This is a genomic window from Sphingobacterium sp. MAE (assembly GCF_056711605.1).
Window position 1 is genome coordinate 2,153,910 of record NZ_CM160044.1, and the last position, 18,367, is coordinate 2,172,276.

At 34.2% G+C, this 18,367-nt stretch carries 17 protein-coding genes and 1 pseudogene; 11 read left to right on the plus strand and 7 right to left on the minus strand.

Features of this window, described 5'->3' with window-relative positions:
- The first annotated feature begins 3 nt into the window (after positions 1 to 3).
- Positions 4 to 408 (plus strand): DUF5675 family protein, encoded by a 405-nt coding sequence (locus AC06G9_RS09120; RefSeq protein WP_480957955.1) that lies wholly within the window; start codon positions 4 to 6, stop codon positions 406 to 408.
- A gap of 241 nt (positions 409 to 649) precedes the next feature.
- Complete coding sequence (locus tag AC06G9_RS09125; protein ID WP_293924824.1) at positions 650 to 874, plus strand: hypothetical protein; 225 nt, start codon at positions 650 to 652, stop codon at positions 872 to 874.
- A 299-nt stretch (positions 875 to 1,173) separates the two neighbouring features.
- Here the strand turns inward: AC06G9_RS09125 and glf are convergent, their stop codons facing one another.
- The 3 genes from glf to AC06G9_RS09140 are packed head-to-tail and all read right to left on the minus strand — an operon-like array spanning position 1,174 to position 5,109.
- Positions 1,174 to 2,286 (minus strand): UDP-galactopyranose mutase, encoded by a 1,113-nt coding sequence (glf, locus tag AC06G9_RS09130; protein WP_293924826.1) that lies wholly within the window; start codon positions 2,284 to 2,286, stop codon positions 1,174 to 1,176.
- 44 nt (positions 2,287 to 2,330) lie between these two features.
- Positions 2,331 to 3,251 (minus strand): hypothetical protein, encoded by a 921-nt coding sequence (locus tag AC06G9_RS09135; protein WP_480957956.1) that lies wholly within the window; start codon positions 3,249 to 3,251, stop codon positions 2,331 to 2,333.
- Positions 3,241 to 5,109 (minus strand): glycosyltransferase family 2 protein, encoded by a 1,869-nt coding sequence (locus AC06G9_RS09140; protein ID WP_480957957.1) that lies wholly within the window; start codon positions 5,107 to 5,109, stop codon positions 3,241 to 3,243. The genes AC06G9_RS09135 and AC06G9_RS09140 overlap by 11 nt, the downstream gene beginning before the upstream one ends.
- A gap of 182 nt (positions 5,110 to 5,291) precedes the next feature.
- Here AC06G9_RS09140 and AC06G9_RS09145 point away from each other — a divergent pair, with 182 nt between their 5' ends.
- The 8 genes and pseudogenes from AC06G9_RS09145 to AC06G9_RS09180 all read left to right on the plus strand — a co-directional run bounded on the left by AC06G9_RS09145 (position 5,292) and on the right by AC06G9_RS09180 (position 13,923).
- The gene (locus AC06G9_RS09145; protein WP_480957958.1) at positions 5,292 to 6,176 is read left to right on the plus strand and encodes a DUF7689 domain-containing protein; all 885 of its coding nucleotides are present in this window, start codon (positions 5,292 to 5,294) and stop codon (positions 6,174 to 6,176) included.
- 98 nt (positions 6,177 to 6,274) lie between these two features.
- A complete protein-coding gene (locus AC06G9_RS09150; protein WP_480957959.1) occupies positions 6,275 to 7,123 on the plus strand; it encodes a hypothetical protein in 849 nt (282 codons plus the stop codon).
- Positions 7,124 to 7,395: 272 nt separating this feature from the next.
- Positions 7,396 to 8,142, plus strand: coding sequence for a hypothetical protein (locus AC06G9_RS09155; RefSeq protein ID WP_480957960.1), 747 nt, complete (start codon positions 7,396 to 7,398; stop codon positions 8,140 to 8,142).
- A gap of 136 nt (positions 8,143 to 8,278) precedes the next feature.
- Positions 8,279 to 10,498, plus strand: coding sequence for a peptidase domain-containing ABC transporter (locus AC06G9_RS09160; protein WP_480957961.1), 2,220 nt, complete (start codon positions 8,279 to 8,281; stop codon positions 10,496 to 10,498).
- Between the two features lie 5 nt (positions 10,499 to 10,503).
- The gene (locus tag AC06G9_RS09165) at positions 10,504 to 11,829 is read left to right on the plus strand and encodes a hypothetical protein (protein ID WP_480957962.1); all 1,326 of its coding nucleotides are present in this window, start codon (positions 10,504 to 10,506) and stop codon (positions 11,827 to 11,829) included.
- Positions 11,829 to 13,136, plus strand: coding sequence for a TolC family protein (locus AC06G9_RS09170; protein WP_480957963.1), 1,308 nt, complete (start codon positions 11,829 to 11,831; stop codon positions 13,134 to 13,136). Before AC06G9_RS09165 ends, AC06G9_RS09170 begins: the two co-directional genes overlap by 1 nt.
- A gap of 226 nt (positions 13,137 to 13,362) precedes the next feature.
- Positions 13,363 to 13,569, plus strand: a pseudogene (locus tag AC06G9_RS09175) (DUF5675 family protein); the annotation flags it as partial.
- Positions 13,570 to 13,737: 168 nt separating this feature from the next.
- Complete coding sequence (locus tag AC06G9_RS09180; RefSeq protein ID WP_480957964.1) at positions 13,738 to 13,923, plus strand: hypothetical protein; 186 nt, start codon at positions 13,738 to 13,740, stop codon at positions 13,921 to 13,923.
- A gap of 332 nt (positions 13,924 to 14,255) precedes the next feature.
- Here AC06G9_RS09180 and AC06G9_RS09185 read toward each other — a convergent pair whose 3' ends face one another.
- From AC06G9_RS09185 to AC06G9_RS09195, 3 genes are all read right to left on the minus strand, one after another.
- On the minus strand, positions 14,256 to 15,569 hold the full coding sequence (locus tag AC06G9_RS09185) for a sensor histidine kinase (protein ID WP_480957965.1): 1,314 nt from the start codon (positions 15,567 to 15,569) through the stop codon (positions 14,256 to 14,258).
- Between the two features lie 337 nt (positions 15,570 to 15,906).
- Positions 15,907 to 16,329 carry a hypothetical protein gene (locus tag AC06G9_RS09190; protein WP_480957966.1) on the minus strand — a complete coding sequence of 141 codons (423 nt, stop codon included), beginning with the start codon at positions 16,327 to 16,329 and terminating at the stop codon, positions 15,907 to 15,909.
- A gap of 8 nt (positions 16,330 to 16,337) precedes the next feature.
- On the minus strand, positions 16,338 to 16,478 hold the full coding sequence (locus AC06G9_RS09195; protein ID WP_480957967.1) for a hypothetical protein: 141 nt from the start codon (positions 16,476 to 16,478) through the stop codon (positions 16,338 to 16,340).
- A 683-nt stretch (positions 16,479 to 17,161) separates the two neighbouring features.
- On the opposite strand from AC06G9_RS09195, the gene AC06G9_RS09200 reads away from it, so the two are divergent.
- The gene (locus tag AC06G9_RS09200; protein WP_480957968.1) at positions 17,162 to 17,284 is read left to right on the plus strand and encodes a hypothetical protein; all 123 of its coding nucleotides are present in this window, start codon (positions 17,162 to 17,164) and stop codon (positions 17,282 to 17,284) included.
- A 231-nt stretch (positions 17,285 to 17,515) separates the two neighbouring features.
- Here the strand turns inward: AC06G9_RS09200 and AC06G9_RS09205 are convergent, their stop codons facing one another.
- On the minus strand, positions 17,516 to 17,860 hold the full coding sequence (locus tag AC06G9_RS09205; RefSeq protein WP_480957969.1) for a magnetosome magnetite crystal formation protein family: 345 nt from the start codon (positions 17,858 to 17,860) through the stop codon (positions 17,516 to 17,518).
- Positions 17,861 to 18,367 lie beyond the last annotated feature (507 nt).

Genomic DNA, 18,367 nt, shown 5'->3' on the forward strand with positions numbered 1-18,367 from the left:
AATATGTCAACTAAACAAATCTTGCATCTCCAACGGACTTATGGAGCACAAGGTACAAATGGCGCCCTGACCTATGATGGTGAGCTGGTATGCCATACGATTGAACTGCCCTGGCGTAATAATCTGCGTCGGCTCAGCTGTATTCCCGTAGGTACCTATAAACTGGAAAAAAGAACATATACCCGACATGGGGAACAGATCGGTATTCCTGCGGTATTGGGAAGGGAAGCAATATTGATCCATGCTGCCAATGATGCGCAGAAAGAGCTTTTGGGCTGTATCGCTCCTGTGACAAAATTAACAGCTGAAGGTTGCGGTACGGAGAGCCGTAAAGCGCTGGAAAAGTTAAAAGCTTTGGTGTATTCGCTGTGGGATATGGATCAGGAAGTGTTTTTACATATTAAATAGTGACGAGTGAAGAAGTAACGGAGTAACGAGTGACGGAGTAACAGAGTAACTAGTGACAGAGTAACGTAGTGATCGAGTAACGAAGTGACGAGTAACCAGTAACGTAGTGATGGAGTAACAGAGTAACTAGTGACGGAGTAACGTTTTCTAACATCTAACCTTCTAACCTCATAACCCTCTAATCATTTAACCCTCTAACCCTCTAACCCTCTAACCATTTAACCTTCAAACATTAAACAAAATGAAAAAAATAATCAATAAAATCGGTCAGGTCTTGCAGGTGATCCTGCTAGCACCTGTTAAATTGCCAGGAAAGGCACTGCATATCATCAAATATATCGCGCTGGGGCTTGGTATAGTAGAGACGGTGCTGGATGATCCGGACAAAAAGGAAGCGGAGGAGTCTCCGCCGGATGAGTCTATTGTGCAGCAGAAAGAAAAGGAGGTATCCGATGAAATGGAATGATATCCGATTGGGTGCAATGGGTGGCACGCTGTGCTCGATCTGGGCTTCATTCTCTTTTGGCGATCTTGCGCAGACAGTATTGATGGCTGCAGTAGGTACGGTGGTCAGTTTTGTGACGAGTAGACTGCTTGGGAGAGTGGGCAGGCGAAGAGGGAAGTGATTTTGTTTGTGCCAATTTTGCAATTGATTAGCCAAATTAATGCACTCCGTAATGGGGTGCATTTTCCTTTTATGATAAAGATGACTTTTCTGCAGCAACATTTGGTGAGACATATCTGTGGTATACTTACTTATGTCACTTATAGTTTTCTATCCGTCTCTTCTTTAATTTTTTTCAGAGCAGAAGCAATAATTTGATGCATATCATAATATTTATACTCTGCTAATCTTCCTCCAAAAATTATATTAACATCTTTTTTGGATTTTTCGTGGTATTTTCTGTAAAGTTGATTATTGTTTGTGTCATTTATCGGGTAATAGGGTTCGCTGTCTACTTCATAGTTTTTAGGGAACTCATAAGTAATAACTGTTGAAGGTGAATTGGAAAATTCGAAATGCTTATGTTCAATGATTCTAGTGTAAGGCACCTGAATATCGGTGTAGTTCACGACAGATGTTCCTTGGAAATTATCACAAGGTAATATTCTTTGTTGAAATTCTAGGCTTCTATAATCTAAATAGCCAAATTCAAAATTATAAAAGGCATCTATTGGTCCAGTGTAAATAATTTTTGTAGCTAATGAAGTGAAATATGATCTTTCTTTAAAAAAGTTAGTTAATATTTTAACATCAACATTCGCCAGAAGTTTTTCGAATAGGGGATTGTAGCCACCTACAGGAATTCCTTGGAAAGTATCTCCAAAATAATCATTATTAAACGTAAATCTTAGCGGTATTCTTTTCAGAATTGATGCGGGAAGCTTGTCAGTTGATCTTCCCCATTGTTTCGTAGTATAGCCTTTTATTAATTTTTCAAAGATATCTTGACCTACTGTTTCAAGGGCATGGTCTTCAAGAGTTTTGAAATTAGATGGACAAGGTATTCTCTGAGATTCCAATATATCATAGGCTTGCGCAGGGGTAGAAATCTTCCAAAGCTGAGCAAACGTGTTCATGTTAAATGGCAAATTGTAAATTTCATTTTTATAATTTGCGATAACCGAATGTCTATAATTATTGAAGGATAAAAATTTATTAATATATTTCCAAACCAAGTCATTATTAGTATGGAAAATATGGGCCCCGTATTTGTGAACGTTTATATTATTTATTTTTTCACAATATAGATTACCGCCTACGTGATTACGTTTATCGATAACTAAGCAACGAAACCCTAATTTTTGTAATTCATAAGCGCATATAGATCCAAATAATCCCGCGCCTACTATCAAGTAATCATATTGTTTTTCCACATTATGCGATTTGAAATTAAAACTTTATGATAATATATTTAAAGTTATTTTGAATTTAAAACAGCTAAACCAATTCCGGCCAATCCATCGTTGATTGCAAAGCTACCATCCATAATGCGCGATTGTACTTTTTGGATGGCAGAAATGAAATCGATTTTTAATTGCACTGTTTTAATAGTTGGTGCAAATATTAAGGAATGTAAGTTTTCTTTAATAAATTTATCCGTATCGCTACAATCATCAATATTAGTAAGGATGCTATTTCTTAGATTTGACAGATGCTCTGTAGTTGGATTTTTATGTGTTTCATAAAATTTCATTAAAATATAATAATCATAATCTAATTTTTTGGTGTGGTTTGTGAAGAAAGTATTATCGATTGTTTTTAGCAGCTCAGATACTCTAAGTTTAAATTGTTGGATGTTTGAAATTGCGATCAAGAAATACAATATTGCATTAATCTCTAGTGTGGATAAATGATAAAATCCGTTGAAGTTTTCATATATATCCAATACTTTCTTAATCAAAGAAATTTTCAGTGTTTCAATACTCTCTTTGTTGCGTAATACAAATATTCCTACCCATGCAAGTTTTGAATTATCCTGAATATTCTTTGCAATTTCAGGATTAAAAGAAGACAGCATTTTATCGATTTCTTCTAACAATGAGCTAAAGTCAGGTTCAATAAATCTTTTATTAATCAAATAAGATATTCCAATGCCAATTTCAAAAAGGTTAAAAAGAGCAATTTTTTTAGTCTTGAATTTGACAAATAGTTCACGTACGGTGTCATCAGCCATCGATTTATACTGGTCCTGGCCACTCAGCTTTGCAAATTCGTAAAAGAAGGCCGAAATTCCTAACTTTCCTTCCAAAAAGCTATAAGAGGTTACTGCAGGGTAATAAAGTAATAAGGTGTTGGAGACAGCAAATAATTCTTTGCTATTACTGATATTATCTTTCATTATTTTTGGAGACAATGGTAAGACGGAAAAAATTAATTAACGATGGAATATGGTAATCGAAATTAAAATAATTTCTTTTTGTTATTATGTTTTTTGTTAAATCTTTTATTGTTTTTTTATTATTTAGTTTTTTAGATAAGTCGTTGTAATCATTATAAAATATTCCAAAATTAAATTTTTTAGCGATTGACTGTGTTGCAACAATATGGCCATTATTGTCTTTTTGTATAACAGGAAGCCCTGCAGCCGCAAGTACAGAAATCCTTGCAGGGATATTTAAATCATCCCAACCCGCTAGTGCTATATTTCCTTTATTACTACTGTTAAATAAATGTAGCCAACCAGCATCATATTTTGAAAATTCTGAAACCCAGTTTGAATTACGGCAGTGCGAATGTATGTGGAAATGATTAGGAAAGTTATTTTTAAGCTGATTTATGATATCTTTATTTTTTTGATGGTAACTTTCGGTATACAGATGTAAATGGATATTGTTATTTGCAAGCGCTTGCATATCATTAACATTAATTCCAATCATTCTTCCGGCTACGACTGTATGTACACCACCTTCGGTTCCGGATAATTTTGGGGAAAAGTCATCGGTAAAAAAATCTTTATGTGGTAGGTCCCCATCTAAGATGAAAGTTTTGCTTTCACTCATTGTACTTTCAGGCAAAAATTGTTCATACCAGTTTTTACATTCTTCATTTATATATATTCTTCCGTCTGCATAATGGTACAAATGAATTAACTTTTTCCATGTGCCAGCTGCAATGGATACCTGGGGACTTTCTTTATAATGCCAGACAAATGGGATATCAGGAAAGCTTTTTACCACTTCATATGCTAAATCAATTGCGCAAAAATTTAATAAAGCGTAAATTATATCTGGTTTTATTTTTTTTATTTGATTTTTATAGTCATCTAAGTTGACATATTCGATATTTCCAAAAGGAATAGGACCAATATTTATATGGGAATAAGGAGGGCGATTTATCCATAATCCAAAAAGTTGATGGCCTTCCTTTTCAAGGGAAAAAATTCGCTCAGGATTATAACCAAGTTCGCCTACGATCAGAATTTTTAACCCACTGGATTTATTTGCAATATCTTTCCCAATGAATTTTTCATACATTTTGGTCTCGTCAATAAATTTATCATCAGACGCTTTTATTTTTAAAGGTTTTTTAACGCCATAAAAATTGCGGTAATAATTTAAATTTCCACCATATTGCTCAGACATTATTTTATGTCTCTGATAAGGGTGTGAAGTCCAATAGCACGTAATCTTTTTTGTGGGATAGAACGCTCCTCTAAATGTCAATTTTTGCCAAAATGTATAAAATAGATTTTCTGAAACCCATTCGTTGCGCTCTACCCATCTATCGTCTGTTTTTCTGTGAGCGACTTGAACGAGTTGTAACGAATAGTTGCTTCGGGTAGTTTTTGTTTCAAAATCGTGCGTAATGGTCAGTGAGTTATTAGATTCATATTGCATTCCATTAAACGCGAGAATAATATTTTCCGATTTTTCAAGTGCTTCAAAAAGGACGCTTAGATGTGCTTCATAAAAGTAGTCATCTGAAGGAAGATATGCAATGTATTCGTATGATGCAATCTCAATCCCTTGATTTATTGAATAGCCTATCCCTTGGTTTTCGTCATTTTTGATATGTTTTAATGTAAAATCCTTTTTATTCGTTGCGCTCTTAATATATAAATCTGTTTCGTCTGTTGATCCGTCATCAATAATTATCAATTCCCAATCTTTAAAAATTTGTTTTTCAAGACTCTTTATTGCGCGTAGAATGAAACTTGATTGATTATAAGTAGGCATTATTACGGAAAATCCCTTCATAAATATTGGTCTTATTAGTTATTTGTTAAAGTAGGTTAGTTATATATTGATTCAAACAATTGATGTGTTAATCTAAAAGATTTCCTTAGCTTGTTATTATGCTAACTTAAAATATTTTTTGTTTAAATACAAATTGTTTTGAATATTGAATGCTTTTTTTTAATTTAGTAAAAATAACCAATATGAAAGCCTCAAGTAAATTATCTTTTGCAGACCTTGAACGGGAATTGTGTTTGGAAAATTCACCTTTTGAGAAACTGGAATTCCTTTCCGCAATTACTGGTGGAGCGGGAGCTGATGTTAATGACTATCTGTATTATTTCCAGTCGCTTGGATTTAGTTTAACAATAGATAATAATGGAAATTATCATTATAATGGAGGTTACGATGGAAACCAGGTCGTTCCAACAAATTATAATATGAGTTATCAAGGAATGTACGGAGGATATTACTCATTTAATCCATGGGTTAATATAAATAATAGTTGGGTAATTTACGCACCACCTGTTTATAATAATAGTTACGATCCTTGGCCCAGAGATGCGAATGGTAATATAATCATGACATATACCAACACACTTACCTATGGTTACGGTATAAATAACGGTACTGCTATCATGGGCGAATATGAAATTGTACTTAATGGGTATACTTTTAAATTGTATAATGTGGACTTGATTTATGATTATTCTATAGGTTATCGTCAACCTACCCCTAATGAAAGATATAATTGTTTTGGATATGCAGCTGGTTTAGATGGATTATGGTTTGCTAACAATATGAGCACTAGTGGAGACGAGGCAGCTCTAAATTTTAATGCATTTCTGAGTATGTTTTATGAACAATGTTCGCAATCTGAAGGAGAGATGATCGTACTGTATGAAGATAGTAATATGACAAGCCCATATCATGCAGCTATACGAAATTCGAATGATACTTACGATTACAAAATGGGTGGTGGAGAACTTAAAGAGGATATTTCATACGCTGAAATGAGAAAAGTAAGAGGACCTTATGAGTTTGGACCTTCTCGATTCTACAAACTGAAACAGACATTTCGTAGATAATTATAGTGAAGAGTCTTGTTACGTCGTATTGATATGTTTGGATTGTCCTTAGAATATAATAATATACTACTTATTATCTTATAAAATTTAGTTAAACCATGAGAAATTATAAGCTCCAGTTTTTTTTTATTTTAATGAATGTTTTCGTTTGGACTCGATCTTATGCACAAGATCAGCGCCATAAAGAGGAAACTATAAAAATGGATATTAACTATAAACCCGGGGTAAGCACCTCATTGATTTATCTCAATTTTAAAATACTCGATACTGCCAATAATCATATATTTAAACTTCACCCTGAGATCCGGTATATTGCTGTTTCTTTTATACAAGATCGCCCTGAAGTTATTTGGGTTCGGGATAATCCCGATAGTAGATCGTACTATGATATGTCTTTTAAAGGTGATTCGTTAGATATATTAAATAAATATGGAACCATTCATTTTAGAGCACCCGAAATCTCCTTACATCAGTTGATTAGAAATCAAAAGTTCAATTTTCCGACGCATTGGGAGATAGGAGAAACTATTTATAAAGATTCAATTGTTTATTCATTAGGTTATAGTACTGGTGAACAAACCGAGGTAGTTGCGAATGGTATGGCAGCAAGGCTTCACGGTCAATATAAAGATCTTGCCAAGCAAATTGCAGATGAGCTTCAAAAGAAAAATATTTCTAATTTACCGGATTCCATTATTGTACTGCAAGGAATCATTGAAAAGGGAAATGATCAATCAATCGAAGAATTAAAGTTGATCGTGGGTAAACAGTCGGCATTTTCGGAGACGGCTTTACAGGTTATAGGAAATGATCAGAATAAATGGCACGCGGCTACTTATTTTTCAGGTGTAACCGGCGCCAGCATCATAAAATTTTACATTGAGCTGCGAGCAGATGGAACTGTCACTATTTTGCCTTCAAAATATATGGATGCTAAAAATCTCTAATATACTTTCATATTCTTAACCAAGCTTCCATTAGAAAGAATGCTGAAATGAGAATGGCCTATCGCTTCTAAAGACTGTAAAAACTTTTGAAGATGATTATATTAAAACATTCCAATATATCCTCTCGATCAGCTTACATTATTTTTTATCTGACAAAAATGCATAAACCCATGATAAATCATAAATTTTATTTTTTTTTTACTGTAATAAGTTTTTTCTTTTGGTCTTGTTCTTATGCACAAGATCAGAACCATAAAGCGGAAACTATAAAAATGGACATTAATTATAAGCCAGGCGAAAGTAGGTCACTGATTTCTCTCAGCTTTATGTTATACGACACTGCAAATAATCATATATTTAAACATCATCCTGAAGTTAAGTATATTTCCGCTCCTATAGAACAAGATCATGCTAAAGTTATTTGGGTTCGGGATAATCCTGATAGTAGATCATACTATGATATGACTTTTAAAGGTGATTCTTTAGATATATTAAATAAATATGGACCCATTCATTTTAGAGCACCCAAAATCTCCTTAAATCAGTTGGTCGGAAATCAAAAGTTCAATTTTCCGACCCACTGGGAGATCGGAGAAACCATTTACAAAGATTCCATTGTCTATTCATTAAGATATAATACTGGTGAACAAACCGAGGTAGTTGCGAATGGTATGGCAGCAAGGCTTCACGGTCAATATAAAGATCTTGCTAAACAAATTGCAGATGATCTGCAAAAGAAAAATATTTCTAATTTACCGGATTCCATTATTTTACTGCAAGGAATCATTGAAAAGGGAAATGATAGATCAATCGAAGAATTAAAGTTGATTGTGGGCAAACAGTCGGCATTTTCGGACACGGCTTTACAGGTTATAGGAAATGATCAGAATAAATGGCACGCGGCTACTTATTTTTCAGGTGTAACCGGCGCCAGCATCATAAAATTTTACATTGAGCTGCGAGCAGATAGAACTGTCACTATTTTGCCTTCAAAATATATGGATGCTAAAAATCTCTAATATACATAAGAAGCAACATTAGATCCTGTTAACACTGGTGTTTAAGAATAATTAAATATTCAGATAAGTTCCAGCTTAATCTTGCTTAGCTACTATAAATTAACTTTTACTACTGGATTCAGCGATTGTAATAAGAATGAGAATAGTCAAATTTCCTTTAGACCGCCAGCTTGATAAGATGGATTGTGGACCCTCTTGCCTGAAAATGATTGCCAAATATTATGGGAAATACTATTCCCTTCCTTATCTCCGTGATCTCTGTGGCAACACTAAAGAAGGAGTCTCGCTTGCTGGAATTTCACATGCTGCAGAAGTTATCGGTATTCGGTCTCTTGCTCTTAGGTGTGAAATTGATGACTTGATATTCAAAGTGCCTCTTCCAGTAATTGTTCATTGGGACAATAATCACTTTATAGTAATATATGATATCAAAAAAAGAAGAAATGGTGATGTTTTCTTCCATATCTCTGACCCAGCTAAGGGTTATATCAAGTGTGAAAAGACAGAGTTTGAGGACAAGTGGATAAAAAAAAATGAAAGTAGAAATTTAGGTGTTGTTCTTGTACTGGAACCACAAGCCGATTTTAAACAGCGACAAGTTGGAGAAAAATCAGAGCGTGGGCGCCTACTTGAAAACCTAAGTGGCTATTTTATGCCATATAAAAATAGTTTTTATTATTTGGGTATAACAATGTTGCTGATAACGGCCATGCAGGCTGCATTACCTTTTATATCAAAGGCTGTCATCGATGTTGGTATACAAACAAAGGATGTGAGTTTTATTAATATCGTATTGTTTGCAAATCTAGCACTTATTGTTAGTATAACTTTAAGCTCAGCGGTTAGGGACTGGATATTGCAACATATTTCTTCACGAATTAACATCGCATTGATATCTGATTATTTAATAAAATTAATGAAACTTCCCGTCTCATTTTTTGAAAATAAGATGTTAGGAGATATTTTGCAACGAGCTAATGATCATGAACGTATCAGAAGTTTCATTATGAACAATTCGCTTAACTTGATCTTTTCTTCACTGACATTCGTGATCTTTAGTTTGGTTTTATTAATATACAATTCGACTATATTCTATATATTTTTAATTGGTAGCATGTTGTATATACTATGGGTTATGTTGTTTCTTAAATTGCGTAAAAAACTGGATTGGGACTATTTTGAACTAACTGCGAAAAATCAAAGTTATTGGGTGGAGACAATAGGAAGCATACAAGATATTAAGATCAACAACTATGAACAGGCAAAGAGATGGAAATGGGAAGGGATACAGGCAAAACTGTTTAAGGTAAATCTTCGGATGTTGAGCATTAATAATATACAAAACCTAGGTGCAAATTTTATAGATAGCATTAAAAACTTATTAATTACATTTTTCTGCGCAAAGGCTGTCATATCTGGCGATATTACTTTTGGTGTAATGATTTCTACACAATTTATAATAGGAATGCTGAATGGTCCAGTGCAACAATTTATAATGTTTATGGTATCATTTCAGTCTGCGCAAATTAGCTTTCTACGTCTAAATGAAATTCAGATTTTAAAAGAGGAAGATGAAGGTACAGGTAGTAATGATATGGAACTTGCAGGTAATCATGATATTATGGTTAAGAATGTGTCATTTCAGTACACGGCCGTTTCACCTATCATTCTTAAAAATATATACTTAAATATTCCGGAAGGGAAGGTTACTGCAATAGTTGGTGATAGTGGATCAGGAAAATCCACCTTGTTAAAATTACTTTTAAGATTATACACTCCAAGTTATGGAGAAATCCTCATCGGTAATATGAATATCAATAATATTGGATTAAGGCAGTGGCGAAATCGTTGTGGTGCCGTGATGCAAGATGGTAAGATTTTTAATGATACAATTTTAAATAATATTGTTCTTGATGATGAGCGGCTAGATAATGATAGGCTGAAGAAGGCTGTAACAGCGGCCAATATAATTCATGAAATTGAACAATTACCACTTGGCTATCATACCCAAATGGGCGAAAACGGAAGAGGATTGAGTGGAGGACAAAAGCAACGAGTTTTGATCGCCAGAGCACTGTATAAAAATCCAGATATTTTATTTTTTGACGAAGCAACCAATGCGTTAGATACGATTAACGAACAGAAAATTACAACGGCTCTTGATGAGATATTCCATGGTAAGACCGTGATTGTGGTTGCTCATCGACTTAGTACGATCCGCAAAGCGCATCAAATTATCGTTATGAAAGATGGGCAAATCGCTGAGGTTGGTAATCATCATAGCCTGATGGAAAGAAAAGGTCGATACTTTGAATTAATAGACAGTCAGGCGGAAATGGCTACATTAACAAGCTAATAAAAATGGAAATTAAGCAAAACATTTTAATTAAGGCGGAAAGAACGGAAGAGGTAAAAGATATTGTGGAACGCATGCCTATTACATTTGCTAAGAATGTAACTCTTCTGGTGTGTTTAATTGTAATTTTATTATTATTTTTTAGTTATATAGTCAAATATCCCGACATCGTCACTGGAGAAGTAACGGTATCTTCTGAACAGTCTCCTTTGCAGATTGTAGCTTTTCAAGCAGGACGTCTTAAGATCAATAATATTAAATCACAAGATATGATTCAACCCGATCAGCTTTTGGCCTGGATTGATAATCCTGCACGTCCTGAATTGATTGCTCAGATCAAATCCCACTTAACATCTTTACCACTTGCTCTTACAGAAGCAAGATCATTATATAATACTTTACCTAAAAATCTTAATCTAGGAGACTTGACAGTGCCATATTCAGCTTTGCTAAGCAATATAAAGCAACTCGCCGACTATCAAGATCATAAACTATATGATAAGCATGGGCAATCATTAGCAAAAATCCTGAATGAACAACACAGTGCTTTAAGTACATTAAAAGATAAAGAAAAACTGAGCAGTGCTAACCTTCAAATATCAGATAAATATCTGGAAAGAGACTCCATTCTTTTAGCTAGACGTTTGATCAGTCAGGCGGAATATGAGCAATCTGTAGTTAGCCATTTAGGAGCAGAAGACCAGGTGAAGACATCTTTACGTAATTCCGGTTCTGTCAGAGAGCAAATCAGCAGTACTGAGAATTCAATCCAACAGAATAAAATCACCAAGTCAGAGAAAGAGCAGCAGTTTGATCTAGAATTACTGACAGCCTATAATAACCTAATTGATAAAATCAATCTTTGGGAAAAACAATATCTTATTACCTCCCCGGTAGAGGGTAGTGCACAGTTTCTGAAGTTTTGGACAAACAACCAATTTGTACAAGCTGGAGAGCCATTATTTTCGATTGTTCCAACGAAAAATGAGGTGCTAGGTAAAGTGATGTTACCTGTGCAGGGCGCAGGTAAGGTGAAAATGGGGCAAAAAGTCATTGTGAAAATGGCCGATTATCCGTATTTAGAATATGGTTATATTGAAGGTGAGGTAAATAATATCTCTTTGGTTTCAAGTCCAGTCACTATTGGGAATGGTTCCACGATAGATTCTTATCTCGTAACCTTGGTTTTTCCGCGAGGTCTTAATACCAATTATGGCACGCAGTTGGATTTTAGGTTCGAAGCTAAGGGGACTGCAGAAATCATAACCAATGATCGAAGGTTGATCGAACGGTTTTTTGATAATCTTAGGTACATAGGTCACTCCAAATAATGAAGTTAATATCATTTTTGTTAATACTATTATTAAGTTTTTTCATAAATCTGTGTAACGCGCAGAAAAAGATAAGTTGGCAACAAGCAGTACAGTTACTGCGTGAAAGGAGCATAAGCTTAAAACAGAGTGAGCTACGTGAGCAAATTTCACAAAATAATATCACAATTGCCCGTGGAAATTTATATCCCAATTTATCGTTCAATGTGAACAATCAGCATACCATGGGGATGGTATTTGATCAATTTTCAGGTAAACTCATTACAGGCAATCAATGGTCCAGTTACGCTACTGGGAGTTTAGGGACGAGTATCACTATTTATCAAGGAGGGCAAAAACAAAATGCCTTAAAGGCTGAGAAACTTAGTCTGGAGTTAGCGTCATTGGATACGCGACGACTTACGCGTGAACTGGAGATACAATTACTTGGACTGTTTACGCAATCATTGATTAATCATGACTTATGGGGAGCAGGAAAGAGTCAATTGCAGCTTTCAGAGCAGTTACTTCATCAGGAAGAAATATTGGTTGAGGTTGGTAAACGTACTTTGATTGATCTGTCCCAGGCAAAATCAAAACTTGCAAATGACAAACTTAATGTTGTGTCTGCCAAAAATGTCTACGAATTATCAATGATGAAACTTAAGCAACTGCTCGAGATGGAAGAATCAGAACAAATAGAACCTGTACCACCTCAAAAATTTTTAGTTGAGAAAATCCATCCAAATTATACCTTAAAATATGATCCTTATATCTGCTTACTCAATAAACAGATCGAACTAGGAAATTTAAAAATAAAGATGGCCCGTTCCAGTTATTTCCCTACTATATCGCTTAATGGAAATTATGGTACGAATTACTCCTCTCAGAGGCTAAATTTTCTGTCAGGATCAGCCATTCCATTTTGGGATCAGTTTAATCAGAATCGCACTCTATCAGGGAATATTCTTATTTCCATGCCTATTTTTGACGGGTTTATAACTAGATCTAATTTGAAAATTGCCAAGATTAACCAACAAAGCCTAAATTATGAAAGAGAAAAAATTACTCGTGAGCGCAAACAAGTGATATCACAAAGTGTCTTGGAGTATGAAGCATCACAGGAGGAGCTTAATGCAGTAGAGGCTGCATATGATGCTAATAAAGCAAATTATGAAGCAATCAGAACACGTTATAATTTAGGTAAGAGCTCTTCAATAGATCTTTATCGTGCATTAACCGAATTTAATATTTCAGAATTTAAATATATTAGTTCACGATTTCAAGTGTTTTACAAAAAAGAACTGCTAGTGATACTTGAACAATAACACTATTTAGAAAAACTTTTCCGCGTGGAGACACATCCTGTTCGTCAGTTCAATTATAAAAGTTTCTCTATAATCTAGACCAGCATCTAACTACAATATAATATAAAACTATGTTTCTGATGCCACAGAACTGCCCTGGCGTAATAATCTGCGTCGGCTCAGCTGTATTCCAGTAGGTACCTATAAACTGGAAAAATGAACATATACTAGACATGGAGAACAGTTCGGTATTCCTGCGGTCTTGGGAAGGGAAGCGATCTTGATCCATGCTGCCAATGATGCGCAGAAAGAGCTTTTGGGCTGTATCGCGCCTGTAACAAAATTAACAGCTGAAGGTTGCGGTACGGAAAGTAAAAAGGCCCTCGCAAAATTGAAGTCTCTGGTTTATTCACTTTGGAATATGGATCAGGAAATGTTTTTACATATTAAATAGTGACGTACTGACGAGTGGAAGGAGTAACGTAGTAAAGAAGTGACTAGTGATGGAGTGACGATGGAACTGCTCTAACCTTATAACCTTCTATCCTCATAACTATTTTCTAACCCTCTAACATTAAACAAAATGAAAAAAATAATAAATAAAATCGGTCAGGTCTTGTAGGTGATCCTGCTAGCGCCTGTAAAATTGCCAGGCAAGGCACTGAACATCATCAAATATATCGCTCTGGGTCTTGGTATAGTGGAGACGGTACTGGATGATCCGGACAAAAAAGGAGCGGAGGAGTCTCCACCGGATGAGTCTACCGTGCAGCAGAAAGAAAAGGAGGTACCTGATGAAAGGGAATGATATCCGGATCGGTACGCTCGGTGGCACGCTGTGTTCCATCTACGCGAGCTTTTCTTTTAGTGACCTCTTGCAAACGGCACTTATGGCCGTGGTCGGTACGGCCGTGAGCTATCTGACCAGTAGGCTCCTGGGGAGAGTACGGCGACGTAAAAGCGACTAGGTTTTCTCCTTATTAAATGGGCAGAAGATCAATTTTAAAGGTTCTCAAACTGAAGGGGATAGCTTTTTACTATCCCCTTGATTATATGCGGCATATTTCTTTCCGTTATCCATTCAAAAACTTACCCTGAAATTAGGGATGATGGTGAAGAGTAAGATATTCAGCTCATTGTTTATTCTTCAATCAGTGGCAAGGTTACTGAAAAATTATCCTCAATAATTTGATAATGAAATTTATCTATATGATAATACTGATAAATTGATTTTAAGAGTATTAAACTTTTATCTGTATTATCTAGATAAGTTGAAGATTTTGCAACAAAATTAGATATGATTTTAAGAGTCATGTTTTCATGATCAAAGTCAATCGTAATTTTAAGTGGTGCTTTAGATGAAAATTGACTGCTATTGATTGCATTTTCAAAAAGCATTTGAATGGAAAACCTCGGTAGTTGTAAAGTCAATACATGATCAGGTAAATGATATTGAATTTCACTTATGGAGTCTCCAAAACGTACCTTTTGTAAAAAAATGTAATCTTTAGCCAGTTCTATCTCTTCATGTACAGTAGCCAGTTCTTTTGCATTGGTCTGTATTATTTTTCGGTATAATTTGGTCATCTTGACTATAAATTTTTTGGATAGCTCTATGTCTTTCCCAATTAAATGTGTCAGAGATCCTAATGAATTAAATAAAAAATGAGGATTAAATTGCTCCCGCAGATGAAGGTATTTTATTTTATTATGTTCATTTTCCTTCCCTAGATGTTGCAATTGCAACCGTTCGATTTTCCTTTGTTCCAAAATGAATAAATAAAATAATAGGGAGACAATAAACATGTCGCCTAGTCCAAGTAGCAAACTGTGGTTTGATAGTTTTTGAACATCTTCTTTAAATGTTAATATTGGAACAGAAACGACGATTGTCGCATCTTTGAAAATTATATTTGACGGGTAATTCTTTACAAAAACATCAATACCAATAAAATCTGATTTAATAATTTTTTCATCAATTTCATTGAATTTATACCTATCATAGTATTTTCCAATATCCTTCTTTTCAGGGCTTATTAAACAGATTCCGGATTTGTCGAAAAGCTTGAAGTAACTGCGGTGTCCATATTTTCGATTTGCTAGGTAGTTATTTAATGTGTTAAGGTCAACACTTATGGTTTTTTTGAAGCTATTACTTTCATTTAAATTATATAGATTATTTTCAGATTTTGTGTCAATATGGATATTCGTAAGAAAAATACTGTCATTTTCGGGTAAGTATGTGTAGACTTTATTAAGAATTTCAAGTTCTTGAGTGACAATTTCGTACTTATGATTAGCGACATCGAGCATCTCAGTAGCGTTCAATTCGTCAATGCTCGAATTTATATTTCCGAGTATAAACATTGACGCTACAATTATTAAAACGGCTGATGTAGCAAGTATTATTTTATTTCTTTTATAATTTCTAATTTTTACTTTTTCTTTTCCCATTTCTAATTCAAATATAAATAAATGTGTTCGAATGATTTAATGATAGCTATTATAAATGCTGAAATGTGGATGAAATTCATCCTTTTAATTTAAGAATGATGGATTTGATTTTGTGATTTTATTACTAATAGATTGATGTGTTATTTTTCAATATGTGAATGCCAGTGCTTTCGGGTAGTATGTGTAAACCAGTATATTTTAACAGCTGTAGAGATGACTAAAAACAAAAGAAATATGGAGTCAGATCGTTCGATTTGATTCCATATTTCTTCTTTAATAAATAATTATGTGTCTTAATAATGAATCTTTGTAAAAAATATATTTAGACCGCATTCATTTATATTTTTATCTTCCATTTTATATTCGCATATTTCTTTATAAAATCTTTAGTAAAAGCAATTTTTTCATCCTTTGTGCGCAGGATTTCTATATTTGCAGCAACAATTTCCTTTGTGTTATTGTTTAAAAAGTAAACGCAAATAATTGGAGATGTATCGTCAAAATAATAACCAGCTTGAATAACTGTACTTCTAATAAAGCCAGTCACTCGATCTTCTAAATTGGTGTCTTGAAAATACCAGTCAATATCAGATTTAATAATTTGATCAATGGTTCTATTCTTAGTATTAAGATTTTTATTTGTGATGGATAGAAAGCCTTTATTAATGTATCCCTGTAATTTGTAGTCTATTTCAAAATAAGCTGTATTGCGCTGTAATGGGCCTATTAGTATTGGATCTTGATCTATTAGGGGGACCAAACCAATCTCTATGTATTATTTTTTCTAGCGTTGTCAACTTGTTCGGAAGTTGTGTATGCCTTTTTTGTACCAATATATTCTTGGGCATCACAAATTGTTACCCCAACAAAAAATGAAATCGCTATAAGAATAATTTTTTTCATCATCATATTTTTTTAATTAACACTCTATAAAACTAGCAACACCGTTTGAGAAAATAAGTGCTTTATTCGTATGGGGTTCTCCTATTTTTTGTTTGCTAATATTGATTAGTCTACCATATAAATCTAATAAAGAAGCATCCCCACCTTTCTGAACATCCTCTTTTCAATTTCTAATTTATGGTACCAGTTCTTTATTTCTTTGATGTTTGCTGATTTTTGTTTTCAAGTAATGAAAAATCACATTTACTGTCGTCACTACATGAATTTAAAATAAGGAAAAATAATATTGTAATTATTGATAAATACTTTAATTTTTTTATTTGTTTTTGACATAATAATATTTGTTCTTTTTTTATACAAAAGCCAGAGGTAAAAGCACTTTGAGTATGTTTTTTTCAACTGTCCCGAGTGCAATTTCTCCATTGCTCTCTAAGGCAATGTTTTAAATTTTATCTTTACAAACATTAGTTGTGTTTTTTTAATATTTAATTTTGCTGCGAATATATTTTGATGCTGACGGTGGGTTTTACGGTAAACCGTCTTGACTCTGTAAATAGCAGTTACTCAGTAAAAAAATAGTAAACAAATTAAAAAAGATACTGCAAAAAATAAGTCGTGCGCTACAGGTGGTGCTTATGGAGTCAATTAAATTATCAGAAAAGGCGTTGCATAGGATTAAATACATAGCGTTGCGTCTTGGCATAGTGGAGAAGGTGCTGGATGATCCGGACAAAAAAGGAGAGGAGGAGTCTCCACCAGCTGGACCTATTGTGCAGCAGAAAGAAAAGGAGGTGCCCGATGAAATGGAATGATATCCGCATCGAAACGATCTGGGGGACGTTGTGTTCGATCTAGGCTAGCTTTTCTTTGGGAGATCTGCTACAAACAGCTTTGATGGCTGTGGTAGGTAAGGTGGTGAGTTTTGTGACGAGTAGACTTCATGGTAAAGTCGGGAGGTGCAGTCAGAAATAATGGTATAGTCCTGATGTACACCTTTAAATCCCCCAGCAGTTATGACAATTGCGGGGGATTTTTTTATGGTATTAAATCATTGAAAACCATTTTTGAAAAAGATTTCCAATAAAAGGCAATTCTTGTTCTTCTCCTTTGACCGCACTCAAAATGCTTAAAATAAGTGCTACAAGAATTACAATCCCAATGATAAGGCCAACAATATTTCCTACCAACGGCACATACCTTAATAGTCCGGCAGCCATAGCAGTCACCGTAATCCCAATACTTTGACGAATATGAAATCGACCTAAAGATGTTGCATTTTTATTATTCATAATTACTGCGGCTATAAGGCCGATGATGGTTAAATAGGCTATTAATGCCACAGTTTTTCCGTTGTTTGTGCTTATCGAAATATTTTTATTTTCTTTCATCGTTAATGATTTTGTTTTCGTCAAATTTAGAGGCTTTACCTAATGGAAACTATAGCCATAATTAGGGATATTTGGCTTAGGTGTGACAAGATAAAATACCTCTCGCGCGGTATTTTTTGAAAGTCAACATTAAATCGGAAGGATTAATGAATGAATAAAGCTAAAACAGCTGTCAAGCTTGGTCGTGACTTTTGCTTTGTTTATCAATCCATATATTCGTCAGTTAATCGAGCAGACTGATCAAAGGCGCCATGATTTATCTTTTTGAATTATAATAATAACTGAAATGAACTAAGTTTGTAGCATTATGATTGAAAATTCCGTTTCTATTATTGAACTATCGACTAAGTTGTTGAAAAACCTATTTTAAAGAATAGTAATATCTTCATTAAATGCTTTTATTGCTATCAAGTTTGTGGGTTAGCAAATTCAACCTGCTGAGTTCAAATTTTATTGAATACGATTATCAATTTTATTTAAACCTTCTTATTTTTTATATGATCATGT